Raw genomic sequence first — 15,270 nt, forward strand, 5'->3', positions numbered from 1 at the left:
ATTTTAAGATTCCCAACGGGTATGGAATACGCCTTCCTTATCAGTTCTTTCATAAGTATGCGCGCCAAAAAAATCCCGCTGTGCCTGAATAAGGTTCGTAGGCAAATTTTCTGCACGGTAAGAATCGAAATATGACAGTGCATTCATCCATGCCGAAACAGGTGTACCATTCTGAATGGCATCCCGAATGATAGACCGGATACCCGCCTGTGATGCATTTAACTTGGCAGCAATCTCCCTGTCAAGCAGAATATTTGCAAGATCCGGCTGTAAAGCGAACGCCTTTCGGAAGTCTTCCAGAAGTGTCGCACGGATGATACAGCCCCCACGCCAGATTTTACACACGGTCTCCAGATTCAATCCGTAACCATAGGTATCGGATGCCATCCTAAGCTGGGCAAGTCCCTGTGCGTATGTGCTAATAATCGCGAAATAAAGACCGGCCTTCAGATGTTCCAGATCAACAGGATCAACTTTTGACGTATTTTGCCAGGTCAGCAGCTTCGATGCGTGAATCCTTTCCAATTTATATTTGGACATGTCCCGCATATTCACAGCAGCGTCGATCACAGGTACGGGCACCTGAAGATCCATTGCATTTTGAGATGTCCATTTACCTGTCCCTTTGGATTTAGCCCAGTCTGAAATCAGATCCACCAGGAAAGTATTCTCTTCTTTTCGCTTTAGAATAGCTCCGGTAATTTCAATGAGAAAGGAATTCAGTTCTTCCCTGTTCCACTGTTCAAATGATTCCTGTATCACTTCATGCTCCAGATGATAGACATTCTTCATTATATCATAGGTCTCTGCAATAAGCTGCATAATTCCATATTCTATACCGTTATGGACCATCTTCACATAGTTGCCCGCTGAGCCGTTACCCAAAAATTCAACGCATGGTGCATCATCAACTTTTGCAGCAATTGCTTCAAAAATGGGGCGTAATCGCTCATAAGCTACCTTATCACCTCCGGGCATCATACTCGGCCCCCTTCTGGCCCCGCTCTCACCACCTGAGATTCCCATACCAAAAAAGTGGATTCCCTTTGACGAAAGTTCCTGATACCTCCTGTCGGTATCAGAAAAATAGGTATTGCCCCCATCGATTATTATATCGCCCTCATCCAGCAAGGGAAGTAAAGTTCCTATTGCCCCGTCAACAGCAGAACCCGCAGGAACAAGGAGCATTATTGCTCTCGGACTTTCCAGAGATTTAACAAAGGATTCCGGATCAACGGTTGCAAAAATCTGATGGTCTTTCTGTGCTTCATTCTGCAATGAACCTGCCTTCTCCTGATCCATATCCAGCCCGGCCACAGCAAATCCATGATCCGCCATATTGAGCAATAAATTTCGGCCCATCACACCCAGGCCTACTATACCAAAATTATATGTCTTCATTTTCTAAATCTTTAAATATTCTATATATATCGTTCTTCACTACAGTAAATAATTGAGCAGATTAGATTCGCAGAATAAAGTCTTCCCTGTTAGTACAGAGAAGACTTCAAAGGATAATCCGACTTTCTGATTTATGCTGTGATGGCTTCTTTCAGGGCTTTAGCTGCTGCAGCTGGATCCTGGGCACCATAGATGGCTCCTCCGGCAACAGCTACTGCTGCACCAGCAGCCACGACATCTTTAATCGTGTCAAGATTTACACCACCGGCAATCGAAAAAGGAACCTGTGCCTCACGGCCCTCACCGATAAGTTTTTGCACGTTATAACCCGGCTGCGCCTGTTCATCAAGGCCGGCATGCAATTCAACAAATGCCACACCAAAGGCTGTAACTTCTTTGGCACGTTGTACACGGTCTTTTACACCGATCGTATCAACTACTACTTTTTTACCGGCTTTTTTTGCTGCTTCTACCGCACCTTTGATCGTGGAATCATCAACAGCACCCATTACGGTTACCAGATCCGCACCTGCATTGAATGCCATTTCTGCTTCTAATGCACCTGTATCAGCTGTTTTCAGATCCGCAAAGACCAATTTATCGGGATGCGCGGATTTCATTGCGGTGATCACTTTTAGACCTTCAGCTTTGATTAAAGGTGTTCCCAGTTCGATGATATCCACATAAGGTGATACTTTTGCAGCCAAATCAAGGGCTGCTTCTGTAGTCAATAAGTCAATCGCTACTTGTAACTTAGTCATAATATAAAATTTTAATATTTATTTAATTGTATTTCTCGTTATTCAAGATTGGCATGTTTCGGCCAGAGTTCCTCTTTTGTCAGGCCTGAATCTCTCCACAGTGTCATAAATACAGCATCAAGGACCAAAAGGACAGACTGTTCAAAGAGACTTCCGGCATACTGACGGGACGCTGATTCTCCAAAGTCCGTCTTCACCGCCGCGTTAACAAGCACCACTTGGTCTGAAAGGCCAGCAATTTTGCTATTCGAATCCGCTGTAATGCCTATTACAGTTGCATGCTGTTTTTTTGCCTTTTCAGCTGCGATTACAAGTGTCGGCGTGCTTCCAGAACCGGAGCCTACCAGCAGAAGATCGTTCTCTAAGATGGCGGGCGTAGTTGTTTCACCCACAACATATACATTTAAGCCTAGATGCATAAATCTCATGGCAGCCATCTTCAGTGCTAAACCGGTACGCCCGGCACCTGCAAAAAATATACGGTCCGCTTTCTTTAAATTGTCCTCCAGTGTCTGTAGCGATACCGGATTCAGTACTGATGAAATCGCTTTAATTTCATCCAGGATTATATTTAAATTATTTATTGAACTATTCTCTTCCATTTTCTCTAGTAAGGATATTTTATCATCAGATCCTCTGATTTGATAATACAAAGTTATGCTGCCTGAGACGCCTGATATTATACATATAATATTATATAATATACATTTGCGACCTTCCTGACCACTGTAAAAGAGCGGGTTATATTTTAATAATACTGTATTGTATAGGGAGTGGTGTCGCTGACCCCAGCATAAAGGTAACTGTGCCTGATCAATAACAGTCCGACGCACATTATTGCCTTACCAAACTATTTTACACCTGCTGGTCAATCATTTAATTCCGGAGGTTTAGTTTGCGGATAAATGAAATATTGATTTTCCCTGAACACCGGCAAACCGTGAATCAGTTTTTTAATTATATTTGTGTTACAACCAACTAACAGGAAACTTATGTCAAAAGGCCTTTTTATATTGCACTCAAAGTATATTCCAGCAGGAGACCAGCCGGATGCTATCGCAAGACTTGTTTCGGGAATTGAATCTGGCGCTACCCACCAGACACTCAAAGGTATCACAGGTTCAGGAAAGACCTTTACAATGGCCAACATTATCCATCAGCTAAAGCGTCCGACCTTGATTCTTGCACCTAACAAGACCTTAACTGCGCAGCTATATGATGAAATGAAGCAATTTTTCCCAGAGAATGCTGTTGAGTTTTTTGTCTCATATTATGACTATTTTCAGCCTGAAATGTATCTGCCCGGCAGTGACCGTTTCGTTGAAAAAGACTCTTCCATCAACGAGCATTTGGAAAGACTTCGTCTTTCCACCACAAAATCCCTTATTGAACGCAGGGATACTATTGTGGTCGCATCGGTTTCGTCCATTTATGGGCTTGGAGCACCCAGCGATTATAGAGCATTACAGGTTCGCCTGTCACTGGGAATGACAGTGCAGATCGACCAGCTGGAGCAGGGCCTGGCACATTTACAGTACAGCCGTACGGAACGTGCTCTCAAACGTGGTAACTACCGGATCGAAGGAGATATCATAAAAATTTTTCCCGCTGATTCAGAATACAGGGCCATACAAATCGTTCTTAGCTACGGGATAATCACTTCCCTAAAGTTTATTGATGCCGCTTCAGGAAAAGAGCTTGAAGATATAACAGCGTATTCAGTATCGCCCAAAACCCTATTTGCACCTTCAAAAATACAGGCAACAGCAGCAGCGGACCAGATTATGACCGAACTTGATGAGCGTGTTGCACAGCTCAACAATGAAAATAGACTAGAAGAAGCTGACCGTCTTTACCAGCGTATTACCGATGACGTGGAAATGCTCCGCACTGCCGGATACTGCTCAGGTATGGAGAACTACGCAAGCTTTTTTAGTGGCCGCGATCCCAAACTGCCGCCCGTTACCCTTCTGGATTATTTACCGAAGGACGGACTTCTCTTTATAGATGAATCACACGTTATGATTCCGCAGATTTCGGCGATGTACAAGGGCGATCAGGCGCGTAAAGATACCCTGATAGATTACGGTTTTAGACTTCCTTCATCAAAAAACAACCATCCCCTTAGTTTTGAAGAATTTGAGAAGATCAAACCGCAGACTATCTTTGTTTCGGCCACCCCCGGTAATTATGAACTGAAAGTTTCAGAGGACCGCGTTGTTGAACAGGTTGTCAGACCCACGGGGCTTCTCGACCCCATTGTGGAGGTACGGCCATCAGCAAATGATATTGACGATCTGCTGGGCGAAATAAAAAAATGTGTGGATTCAGGCAACCGTGTTTTGATCACCACGCTGACAAAAGCCTCCGCCGAAGAACTCAGTGGCTATATCCAGAGCGAAGGTTTCCGCGTGAGATATCTCCACTCGGATTTTAAGACCTTAGAAAGAAAGGAAATTCTCAATGATCTCAGAGCCGGAGAATTCGACATCCTGATAGGTATCAGTCTGCTTCGGGAGGGACTGGACATTCCGGAGGCTTCACTGATTGCAATACTTGATGCTGACAGGGCTGGATTTCTGCGGTCAGCAAGTGCACTTATACAGATGATTGGCCGTGTAGCACGTAATGTCAGCGGAAAAGCTATTATGTACGCCGACAAGATCACTCCGGCAATGAAAGCAGCTATTGACGAAACCGAAAGTCGCCGAAAACGCCAGATTGCTTTCAACGAAGAAAATCATGTTTCTCCCGTTTCCTCCGGCCGTAGACTACATGCAGAGGAAACCCGGGAAGGGAAAAACTTCACCCACACAGAAGCTTTTTGTGAGAATCTTGAGGAGCTCTGCGAAAGGATAACTGAACTGGAACGTCAGCTTGTTGCTGCATCAGACGATCATGATGAAAAACTGACAGATGAAATCCGCCTTCAATTAGACGCTCTCTATAGACAGTTCATCTATATCTAAGTCTTCGCATCCGATAGTTTTTAACGATACTGGGGGCCTAGATCCGGCTAAATATTAATATAAAGATGCAATAACGCTGCACTATATAGAATTGCACATTATATTTTAATGTGCAATTCTATTATAGTACTGAATTAGTTGTAGGATACTTCTACACGATCAAGTTTAGGAATATTATTTTTGCAAAATGGAAGAAAAATTTATTTTTTATCTGATCCTTGCAGTATTGATTACTCTTTTGATCATTCTGGCAAAAAAGATCAGGATCGCTTATCCTATTTTACTGGTATTGGCAGGTTTAGCTGTAAGCTTCATTCCCAGAGTCCCGGTTATAACAATTGATCCCGAGCTAATTTTCATTATATTCCTACCTCCCCTGCTCTACGAATCAGCATGGAATATTTCATGGAAAGAGCTGTGGAAATGGCGCAGGATTATCAGCAGTTTTGCCTTTTTGGTTGTATTTTTCACTGCCTTCGCAGTTGGAGTTACCGCTTGGTATTTTATTCCCGGTTTTACCCTGGCTCTGGGTTTTTTATTGGGTGGAATTGTATCGCCGCCGGATGCCGTAAGTGCAGGAGCAATTCTTAAAAATGTGAAAATACCCAAAAGTTCCGCCGCTATTCTGGAGGGCGAAAGCCTACTGAATGATGCTTCGTCATTGATCATATTTCATTTTGCCATAGCCGCAGTAATGACCGGACATTTTGTTTGGTATGAAGCTTTGGGAAGCTTTTTCTGGATGGTGATCGGTGGCGTGGGAATTGGAATTCTGACAGGAAAAATCTTTATGGAAGTACATAAAAAATTGGATACCGATGTTAATATAGATACCATTTTAACGCTCATTGCTCCCTACATTATGTACCTTGCGGCTGAAGAAACTCACGCTTCCGGTGTATTGTCTGTTGTATCGGGAGGACTGTTTCTGTCCTATAACCAGCATAAGTTTTTGAGCAGCTCTTCCAGATTACGGACCATAAGTGTCTGGAACTGCCTGGGCTTTATACTAAACGGTACAGTCTTCATGATGATCGGTCTTGACCTTCCCCAGATTATTGCAGAGCTTGAAAATGTAAGCATTTCAAAAGCTATCGGATATGGTGTTTTGATCACCGGCGTTGTAATACTTGTCCGGTTTATCTCTTCTTATGCCGCAGTAATTGCGACATTCGTTGCAAGAAAATTTACGACGGTCGCAGCTGCACAGAACCACGGATGGGAATTCCCGGTTTTCTTTGGCTGGTCGGGGATGCGCGGAGTGGTTTCTTTGGCAGCCGCACTTTCTATTCCGGTTTACATGGATAACGGACAGCTTTTTCCGGAAAGAAGCCTCATCTTGTTTGTCACGTTTGTAGTCATCCTATTAACCCTTGTTGTTCAGGGACTAACACTCCCCCTTCTCATTAAAAAACTAAACCTACCTTCCGAAGAAAACGAAATGTCCGAAGAACAGATCAGCGCCAGTCTTTTCAAGGAAATGACAGCGGAGACAGTACATTACCTCCAGGACAAATACGGTGATAAAATCCAGGATTATCCCCATGTCATGAACATGGTAGCAAAGTGGGAGAAAAAATATAATGATGTCGAAAATGTATGCCGAACTGCTCCGTCCAAAAATCTCTATATAGATCTTTTAGAATTTCAAAGACGTTGGCTGCTGAAAAAAAATGCAGAATACAAAGATCTGGATGAGGATATAATAAAAAAACATCTGATGCGTCTTGATCTTGAAGAAGAAAGACTACAATATTCATCTTTCTAGAATTGTAGTATAATTGAATATTTATTGATCTTTTTAATTGCAGGAATCAGTGCTCAACTGATTCCTGATAAGTTGCCGTCCACGGCTTTAACCACTTGGTGTAAAGCAATATCTTCAAAGCTTCTATAATTTCCGCCCTTTCTTATGTTCTTGTCTTTTATTTCTTTCTTTACCTACTTCAATAATGGGTTGTTTAAGTCTATTTTCCGAGATAATTTCATCAATTCCAGATTTATTCCACGGCACCAACTCAGCTTTAAAGTCAAGTCGGAGACCAGTTTCTTTCAAACCTTCCATTTCCTGCCATCCATTTCTTCGGTTCAATCCCACCGGATCAAGGGTTCTTGCATAAGGAATTTCAACAAAAATTAAATCTATAGGGTAGTCCAGTATTTTATCCCATTCTCGATCTCCTATTTCAAAATTTTTGGGATCGTAAGGAAAAGCATAGACATTTTTATCCTCAACATACCAATACTCCAGATCATCAAAACGTATACCCATTGTTGAGAGAACATCTTTAGGCCTTAAAAGATCTATCCTTGCATCTGCATAAAAGATGTGACCTCCAATTTCAACCGTTGGAAGTTCTCCATGTTTAATTCGTCTTGTCAGTACCTCCTGATCGACCATAAGTTCAAAATCGGTCAGCAAAAGAATTTCCTCAACAGCTTTATTATATTTTTCTGCCATCTGCTGTGGAGCCAAAGTAACAAATTGAGGAGGCTTTATACAAATGGTCATCCCTGTTGATTTATCGAAATGATCAAAAAAGTATCCTTCTTCACCCAGATCACTTATATCCTCTAATGTGTAACAATTGTCAGGGTTGGCTCTTTCTCGAAATTCGAATTTCTCTACATCAACAATAAACTCGATTCCATAATCAGGATCTGTGTAGATCAGTAGTTCTTTTTCCATAGCTCAGCTTTTATCATTTTTATTAATTTTATTGCTGAGCTAAATTCAGAGTGAAATCGCCTACTTTTGAAGACGACAAACAATCGCGACACTATTATTCCGAACATTTCCTATCCAATTTCCGAAATTGAGAGGTTCAAATCCCCCTACCTTTTTTTCGGGATTTAATTGGGGACTGTGCCTCTTTATTTTCCAACCTTTTCAATGCGACCTCAGATAAAATCTGGCCAACCACTTCTTTTATCGGTAAGGGAACAGAAACTGACCGATCTTGCTGTATGCCTTTTTTATTGGTCACTTCTGATAGCCAATCAATATAATTTCTGGCATCTTCCATATTAACAGGTTCCATTTTCCGGTAGCCTATGTTTTTTGAATCATCAAGTCCGATGTAAAATCCATAATCGGGAAAATCAAGCTTATCGTAAACAATGATAATATTGTCCATTGATTTTTGTGACACATTACTTTTATGACTGGCTATTATCCGGCCTTTGTATTCTTCTATTATATAGTCAGGATCATCCATTGCTATCATAGCTGCTTTTTTTATTATTACTAATTAGTGCATTAAAAATTCAGTATCAGATAAAGTCCCCGATATCAAAATTGTCCAGGGCATTATTCTGGTTCTCTTTTGGAATAACATTATGTTTTTCAGATAACGACTTATCTAAAAGTCTGGCAATCTTCTGAGAAGCCCCATCAATGGACTGTTGCATCATCGCTAGAAATTCTGTTCCCTCAATTTTTTGGATAATGTCACTTGTTTCCTTTTCCTGGGCTGCATCCAGATTCTCCTGCTGCAACAGGTTTCCAACTTTTGTCAGTTCATTTAAAGAAACTGCCTGTCCAAACCGATCATCATCTGCTGGAATATTATCGGTATCGTCAGGTTCCTCTTTATTAAAGTTTGAGGCACTTTCTTCTTCCTGGTCATTTCTGGTTGGATCTTCGTTGCCCTGATCCGCCTTGTTTGCCAACATTTGTTCGATTAACTTTTTCCTATTGGCAAGCCAGACGGGTGCTTTTGCTTTTTCAGGAATTGTGACCTTCCCTATGACATCCGGTTCAGCTATCTGCTCAACCTTTCGAAATATTTTCCGCTGTGGTTTTATGAACCTAACCTTATCGACCAGCAAGAGAATAATCACGACAATTAGGCAGAACAATATTACGGTCTGTATTAAAGTTTCCATGATCTTAAAAAAGTGGCTTTGATTTGTCCTTGAACTCCCTGACGAGCATTTCTTCAAAAAGCGTGAAATGATGTCTTAATATATTATCCAGCAGCGCATATAACGGGATTTTATCCTCACCGATCACACTGGCGATTCTGGATAATCTGGTATGATGCTCTCCACTGACATAGATGCTCTTATCGCCACGTTTTTCCATCAAAGTATCTGAAAGGAAAAGCGATTCATAACTCACATTTTCATAAGTTACCTGCTGATGAACTTTAACAGTAACTTCAACCTTTCTATTTTGCTTTTTCATCTTATAAAATGGGTTTAAATTTTTTATTGAAATAATCGGTAATCTCATCACCATATTCTCGGAAATGATTCTCCAGGATATTGTCTATATAAGAATACAGCGTTATTTTGTCCTCACGGGTTAACTGCACTATGCGCAGGAGCCGTTCGTGATATTCCGATCGGATATAGACAACCTTTCCACTCCTCCCCGTTGGAAAACGGTTGACAAGAAACAGTTCTTCGTAATCCATTTTTTTACCGGATCTTGTTCTGGACTTCTCAACTTTAGCCGTGCGAATTAAATCTTTATCGGTGCTTTCCTCCGGATTTGCCGCTGGTAAAGGCTCATCGCCACTCATAATGTTCATCAGGTACTCCTCATCTATGACGGGTTTCTCAAATTCTTTACGATCTTTCTTTATTGCCATCTCAGATATGAATTATTTTTAAAAACTCTTTAACAAATTCATCTACACGCGTAGCTTTCAAAATCTGTAAGTCGGCAGGCAGCAGCGTGGACTTGAAAACATAGCTTCCTGTGTCATCAATTTCTTTCCGAAACCGCTTACTGTCCATGATCCTTGTTGTCATACTCTTTAGCGATAATCCCTCTATTACAGTTTGATAAGAATCATAAAGACCTGTCTTTTCCCTGCCATCAACCTGATTCCAGAATAGAAACAGTGATTGTTCAAGGGCATTTTTGTTCTGTGCGGGAAGTTTCAGAAAAACCTCACTGAATGCCAATGTACTCTCAACGACCAGTCGGTCTGCGGTTATTGGCGAAAAAATAAAGTTCATGCCCTTTAAAGCACCGATAACACCCTGCGTATTGGCAGTTCCGGGGAGATCGAAAAAAATAATATCCGGCTGAACGGAGCTACTCTCACAGTAGTCAAAGGCTTTTTCAAGTGCGTTCTCCGCCTTACACTTAATGATCGGATAAGCCTTCTTATTGATCGTATGGAATTGTTTTACGGCCAGCCGCTTATGAAAATCACTTTCCATAATGGTACGCTTATCTCTTTCACGCATACCGAGAAGGCTGTGCTGCGGAAAATCGCAATCCATTACCACGATATTATATCCAAGACGATAATGCAAAACGCTCGCAAGAAGAATCGTCATTGTCGATTTACCAACTCCGCCCTTTTGCGCATAAATGCTTACCTTTAAGGTTTCTTTCTTTTTTTCCATATTATATTATTTTATAGCTTCTTAATTTTACAGTTGTATCAAAGTGCAAGAACCTACGTTTACAGATGCGTCGTAAAATATATGTATAGTCAGAATTACTGGTTTAAAAATGACCTTGCATAAAGGCTCATATCTTATTTGTAAATCATTTGTACTTCTTAAAATACAGTAGGCTGGTAAAAAAACTTCCCCTATTTATGACCTTATATTTTACCAGCTTTATGCTTTTACGCTTTTATAGTTTTATGCTTTTATAGTTTTATGGTTTTATGGTTTTAAAACCTAATACTTTTATGCTTTTACAATTACTTGCTTTGTAAGAGGGTAAATTGACCATAGTTCTTACCGACATGCTCTATGCAAAAGAATGCAACTGTAGGGGCTGTAAAGCAGAAGCTTTACTACCTTTCCTCTTTTTACCTACGGTTTCCGAAAGCTCTTTATGATGCGAGCTTTATTCTATTCTTTCTCATATCTGTTCCCAAGAACAGAGCAAGTTGTGTTTTGAGTGCCTCAAAACTCGTTTTGTGCCCCAAAACTACTTGCTCTGCCGAGGGCTAGGTAATCCTCCGAAGTCGGATATACCTTTTATGTTGTCTGAGATATCTTATGAATCAGTAGGAAAAACTAGGTTTTTAATAGCTCATGAGCTTGAATGTTCATCGCTTTCAATTAGGTTTTGAAAAAAAGATATGACAGCAAATCGGAAAGGAGGTCGAAAACCCAAAATCGACAAAGCTACCCATCGCTATGTTTTCCGCCTCACGGATAGTGAAAACGCAAGGTTTTTATCGCTATTGGATCAATCAGGACTTGACAATAAAGCTAAATTTATTGTATCACTATTGTTTGAAAGGAAGATAAATTCGGTGATTATAGATAAAGGAGCAATGGATTACTGCACAAAATTAACGCAGTTTTTCGCTCAGTTCAGGGCAATCGGGGTAAACTATAACCAGATCGTAAAGATCCTGCACACACATTTCGGTGATAAAAAAACAGTCTTTTATATAGGAAAACTTGAAGCGTTGACCATAGAACTCGCTAATATCTGCCGGGAAATTTTGATCCTCAGCAAAAAATTCGAAAACGAACATCTTGCTAAAAAACAACATTTATGATCGCAAAAATAGGACGTGGCTCAAAAATCTATGGTGCGCTGCTTTATAATCATAGCAAGGTATTGCAGGACAATGGCCAGATTTTACACATGAACAATATGCTGCAAACACCTGACGGAAACTATACGACCGGACAATTATTAGCCTCGTTCGTCCCATACCTTGCCGCCAATAAGAACACAGAAAAAACTGCAATCCATATTTCGCTCAATCCAGATCCACGAGATATTGTTTCAGATGAAGACTTTATCAACATTGCAAATGAGTACATGACCAGAATGGGCTATGGCAATCAACCCTATGTGGTTTTTAGGCACAACGATATTGATAGAACACACATCCACATTGTATCAACAACAGTCGATGAAAATGGAATAAAAATATCTGATGTTTTTGAGAAAAAAAGATCAATGGAGATTTGTCGCTATATTGAAAAAAAATACCATTTAACTCCTGCGGATCAAAAGATAAGCTCTGATGACGGTTTTACTTTCACCCCTGTCGATCATAACAAAGGAAATATTAAAAGTCAGATTGCGTCGATTGTACGCTACCTACCAGATCATTATAGCTTTCAGAACCTAGGTAGCTACAACGCTCTTCTTTCACTTTTCAATATTACCGCTGAACATGTAAAAAAAGATTATAAAGGTGAGATCAAAGAGGGACTAGTATATAGCGTTCTGGATACTGGCGGTGCTAAAATAGGTAATCCATTTAAAGCATCCCTTTTCGGAAAACAGGCGGGACTTATAGCTCTTCGATCACATTTTGAAAAGAGTAAAATACTACGTCCCGAAATTAAAGAGAAAACCAGTCTGATTATTTCTGCGGCCTTAACAATAACCAGCAATGAAAAGGAGTTTACCACTTATTTAATAGAGCACGGAATAAATACAGTAATCAGAAGAAATGAACAGGGCAGATTGTATGGAATTACCTTTATAGATCACAATACCGGTCATGTATTCAACGGTTCACATTTGGGCAAGCAATTCTCTGCTAACGTATTCCAAAAGCTGTTTGCCGACAACAAACTCAGTGAACCGCCTAGCAACAAACAAACCACACCTCCAAATCCCACGAATATAAATATGACATCTCTTAAAGATGAACTCCATCCGCTATTCGATTTTATGATAAACAGCGGAAGTTTAATAGGTGAATGGGGACTGTTGGATTCACTTTTGTTAGGTGGAATGTCCGAAGATCCAGAGGAACAGATATTTGAGTTCAACATGAAAAAAAAGAAGAGAAGGAGAAGGCAGAGCAAAAACTAAGGCGTAAAAACAAGCAAAGCGCTGATACAAATATGAGCATACTAAGAAAGATTGAAACTCCTTAGCTTCGCTTAGGTCGGAAATATTTTAAAAAAAAGAGTGCGATTAAAAAAAAATTAATACATTTACTAAAGAAAAAAGGAAATGGTGTTCTTCCTTACCCAACCGCTCTAAAGAGCTGATGACGCCTGATTAAATTAGATGTATAACATTTTAATCAGGTTGAGCATGCTTCTAAAACAATCTTCAAACGCCCATAACAATTTATATTTTGTTTATCATAGGATGATAAACCATCTTTATTTGCGTCGGATGATCTGGTGTAATCCTATCCCTATATACAATTTAAAGCAACCTTACTTTTCGGGAAGATATCAATCTGTTTCATGTCTTCAGCCGTATTCAATCCCTAATTTATATCTAATAACAATTAAATCCAAAATACTATGGAATCAATAAAAAAAATCTTAATCATGGTTGACGAAACTCCTTTGTCACAAAATGTTGTAAAATGTGGCTATACTTTAGCCAAGCAGTTGACAGCTGAAGTTGCTTTGCTGCATGTTGAAAATTCCAAAGAATATCATATGGATATGCTTACAGAAGTTAACCCCGCCGAATCCGATAAAACATTTATGCAAAACATGCACTATCTGGAAAACCTTTCTATGAAATTCTCTGATGGAGTACAAACAAAAATCTTTGTAATGGACGGACGAATAAAAGAGAGTGTTCTATCTGCAGCCAGAGAGTGGAATGCCCAACTAATTGTTGCTGGCACGCACGAGCGTAAAGGTCTTGGAAGACTATTCAAGGAAAGTGTAAGCGAAGATATTCTACATTCATCACCTGTTCCAATGCTGATCGTACCCGAGAAAAATAAAACAATGCAAAATATGTAGATCATGGGTATAAGACAATTATTACTGGATGTCGATAAAGCCAAGGACCTTCCCGATATCACTGAAATTGCCACGGCTATAGAAAGCATAGAGCAGGTAGAAGGACTGAGCATTGTGGTCAACGAAATAGATATGGAGACAGTCGGTATGGAAATTACTGTTGAAGGAATCGATCTCCCCTATGACGACATCGTAAATGCCATCGAAAAAACAGGAGCTGTTGTACACAGTCTTGACCAGTTGCTTGCTGGCAAAAAGATGATCACACCCGTTCACCGCACGCGATGAAAAATCTGTTTAAAAATAACCTTTTTGCATTGCTGTTGGGATTGATAGATGGAATTCTCACTGTTCTGGCACTGGTGACCGGTCATGTCCTAACATCTGAAGGCATGCCGATCACTTTATCGCTGGCATTGAAAGTAGCATTTGCCACCACGGTATCAGGAGCCTTTATCTATTTTTTTTCAGAATATTCACGCCAGCACACCCACCTGATCCATGCTGAAAAACAGCTTAATCTTGCATCGCACGGCAAACTTGCCACAACGCAGCTCGGAAAGCGGATACTGAAAGATAGTCTGCGGGGCGTTATTATTTCTTCCATTTGCAACTTTTCAAGTGCGATGATACCAATGATTGTTGCACTGATTTTTCCTACTATGCAATGGATAGCCCTTATAATAGCCCTTATCATGCTCGTGACCGTAGGCATCGGTATTGCCCATCTTACTTATGGAAGCGCTACAAAGTGGTCAATTTCACTGCTGGCAGCAGGATGCTTTGTAGCCTATATCGGATATAAACTAAATGTAATTTAAAATGTCACATAATCTCATCATTTTAGGTCTAGCTGTTCTTTCAGACTTTTTTGTAAAACTCAAAGATTTAGATAAACGTTTGCTTCTTTACATCAACCATGCACATAATGATGCACTGGATGAGGTCATGTACTGGGCAAGTAATAAATGGTTCTGGGTCCCACTATATCTGGCCCTTGCGTTATTTTTAGTAAAAGTATATAAAAAACGGAGTTTGTACATCTTTGTTGCGATCGCAATAGCCATTACATTAGCTGACCAGATATCATCAGGACTGATTAAACATCTTGTTCAGCGTCTCCGCCCTTCACATGAGCCCTTGCTCATACCATTGATACGTCTCAGTAAAGCAGGTCCCGGTGGTCTTTACGGTTTTGTATCCTCCCATGCTGCCAATGCAATGGCTTTAACTGTACTACTTTCCATAATTCTACCCCCTCATCATAAAGATATAAAAGTCAAACTTTTCATCTGGATGTTACTGGTGAGCTATAGTAGGATTTATAACGGTGTCCATTACCCCTCGGATGTCTTAGGCGGGATAATCGTGGGAACTGCTGTAGGACTTATCATCGGATTGCTTACCAAACGATTTGTACTCAAAGAAGTTCCCGAATCTAAAAATTCACTCCTTTCATAAGATTATAG

The 15,270-nt window shown here is 40.4% G+C and carries 17 protein-coding genes and 1 riboswitch; of the genes, 8 read left to right on the forward strand and 9 right to left on the reverse strand.

Annotated features, from left to right (window positions below):
* Positions 1-3 precede the first annotated feature (3 nt).
* The 3 genes from gndA to hxlB all read right to left on the reverse strand — a co-directional run bounded on the left by gndA (position 4) and on the right by hxlB (position 2,764).
* Entirely contained in the window at positions 4-1,401 is a 1,398-nt protein-coding gene (gndA, locus tag MKS83_RS05410; protein WP_240582307.1) for an NADP-dependent phosphogluconate dehydrogenase, read from the reverse strand.
* A 131-nt stretch (positions 1,402-1,532) separates the two neighbouring features.
* Positions 1,533-2,162, reverse strand: coding sequence for a 3-hexulose-6-phosphate synthase (hxlA, locus tag MKS83_RS05415; protein WP_061084748.1), 630 nt, complete (start codon positions 2,160-2,162; stop codon positions 1,533-1,535).
* A 38-nt stretch (positions 2,163-2,200) separates the two neighbouring features.
* Positions 2,201-2,764 carry a 6-phospho-3-hexuloisomerase gene (hxlB, locus tag MKS83_RS05420; RefSeq protein ID WP_240582308.1) on the reverse strand — a complete coding sequence of 188 codons (564 nt, stop codon included), beginning with the start codon at positions 2,762-2,764 and terminating at the stop codon, positions 2,201-2,203.
* A 390-nt stretch (positions 2,765-3,154) separates the two neighbouring features.
* Here hxlB and uvrB point away from each other — a divergent pair, with 390 nt between their 5' ends.
* Positions 3,155-5,131, forward strand: coding sequence for an excinuclease ABC subunit UvrB (gene uvrB / locus MKS83_RS05425; RefSeq protein WP_240582309.1), 1,977 nt, complete (start codon positions 3,155-3,157; stop codon positions 5,129-5,131).
* Between the two features lie 187 nt (positions 5,132-5,318).
* Positions 5,319-6,899 (forward strand): Na+/H+ antiporter, encoded by a 1,581-nt coding sequence (locus MKS83_RS05430; protein ID WP_240582310.1) that lies wholly within the window; start codon positions 5,319-5,321, stop codon positions 6,897-6,899.
* A 123-nt stretch (positions 6,900-7,022) separates the two neighbouring features.
* Here MKS83_RS05430 and MKS83_RS05435 read toward each other — a convergent pair whose 3' ends face one another.
* The 6 genes from MKS83_RS05435 to MKS83_RS05460 form a co-directional block, all read right to left on the reverse strand.
* Positions 7,023-7,820, reverse strand: coding sequence for a hypothetical protein (locus MKS83_RS05435; RefSeq protein WP_240582311.1), 798 nt, complete (start codon positions 7,818-7,820; stop codon positions 7,023-7,025).
* Between the two features lie 136 nt (positions 7,821-7,956).
* Positions 7,957-8,358 (reverse strand): hypothetical protein, encoded by a 402-nt coding sequence (locus MKS83_RS05440; RefSeq protein ID WP_240582312.1) that lies wholly within the window; start codon positions 8,356-8,358, stop codon positions 7,957-7,959.
* A gap of 46 nt (positions 8,359-8,404) precedes the next feature.
* On the reverse strand, positions 8,405-8,974 hold the full coding sequence (locus MKS83_RS05445; protein WP_240582313.1) for a hypothetical protein: 570 nt from the start codon (positions 8,972-8,974) through the stop codon (positions 8,405-8,407).
* Positions 8,975-9,023: 49 nt separating this feature from the next.
* Complete coding sequence (locus MKS83_RS05450; protein WP_240582314.1) at positions 9,024-9,320, reverse strand: DUF3408 domain-containing protein; 297 nt, start codon at positions 9,318-9,320, stop codon at positions 9,024-9,026.
* Position 9,321: 1 nt separating this feature from the next.
* Positions 9,322-9,729, reverse strand: coding sequence for a DUF3408 domain-containing protein (locus MKS83_RS05455; protein WP_214588886.1), 408 nt, complete (start codon positions 9,727-9,729; stop codon positions 9,322-9,324).
* Between the two features lies 1 nt (position 9,730).
* On the reverse strand, positions 9,731-10,498 hold the full coding sequence (locus tag MKS83_RS05460; protein WP_240582315.1) for a P-loop NTPase: 768 nt from the start codon (positions 10,496-10,498) through the stop codon (positions 9,731-9,733).
* Positions 10,499-11,190: 692 nt separating this feature from the next.
* Between MKS83_RS05460 and mobA the strand changes: the two genes are divergently transcribed.
* The 6 genes from mobA (at position 11,191) to MKS83_RS05490 (ending at position 15,262) form a co-directional block, all read left to right on the forward strand.
* On the forward strand, positions 11,191-11,619 hold the full coding sequence (gene mobA / locus MKS83_RS05465; RefSeq protein ID WP_240582316.1) for a conjugal transfer protein MobA: 429 nt from the start codon (positions 11,191-11,193) through the stop codon (positions 11,617-11,619).
* Positions 11,616-12,899: a conjugal transfer protein MobB gene (mobB, locus tag MKS83_RS05470; protein ID WP_240582317.1), complete on the forward strand. Its 1,284-nt coding sequence runs from the start codon at positions 11,616-11,618 to the stop codon at positions 12,897-12,899. The genes mobA and mobB overlap by 4 nt, the downstream gene beginning before the upstream one ends.
* A 131-nt stretch (positions 12,900-13,030) precedes the next feature.
* A riboswitch (Fluoride riboswitch) is annotated at positions 13,031-13,097 on the forward strand.
* Between the two features lie 248 nt (positions 13,098-13,345).
* Positions 13,346-13,801 (forward strand): universal stress protein, encoded by a 456-nt coding sequence (locus MKS83_RS05475; protein WP_002981505.1) that lies wholly within the window; start codon positions 13,346-13,348, stop codon positions 13,799-13,801.
* A gap of 3 nt (positions 13,802-13,804) precedes the next feature.
* Positions 13,805-14,089 carry a DUF211 domain-containing protein gene (locus tag MKS83_RS05480; RefSeq protein WP_002981507.1) on the forward strand — a complete coding sequence of 95 codons (285 nt, stop codon included), beginning with the start codon at positions 13,805-13,807 and terminating at the stop codon, positions 14,087-14,089.
* Positions 14,086-14,622 (forward strand): hypothetical protein, encoded by a 537-nt coding sequence (locus tag MKS83_RS05485; RefSeq protein ID WP_002981509.1) that lies wholly within the window; start codon positions 14,086-14,088, stop codon positions 14,620-14,622. The genes MKS83_RS05480 and MKS83_RS05485 overlap by 4 nt, the downstream gene beginning before the upstream one ends.
* A 1-nt stretch (position 14,623) precedes the next feature.
* Entirely contained in the window at positions 14,624-15,262 is a 639-nt protein-coding gene (locus tag MKS83_RS05490) for a phosphatase PAP2 family protein (RefSeq protein ID WP_002981510.1), read from the forward strand.
* Positions 15,263-15,270 lie beyond the last annotated feature (8 nt).

Origin of the sequence: Chryseobacterium sp. Y16C, from assembly GCF_022488405.1 — a bacterium.
In the GTDB taxonomy this organism is placed as follows: Bacteria; Bacteroidota; Bacteroidia; order Flavobacteriales; family Weeksellaceae; genus Chryseobacterium; species Chryseobacterium geocarposphaerae.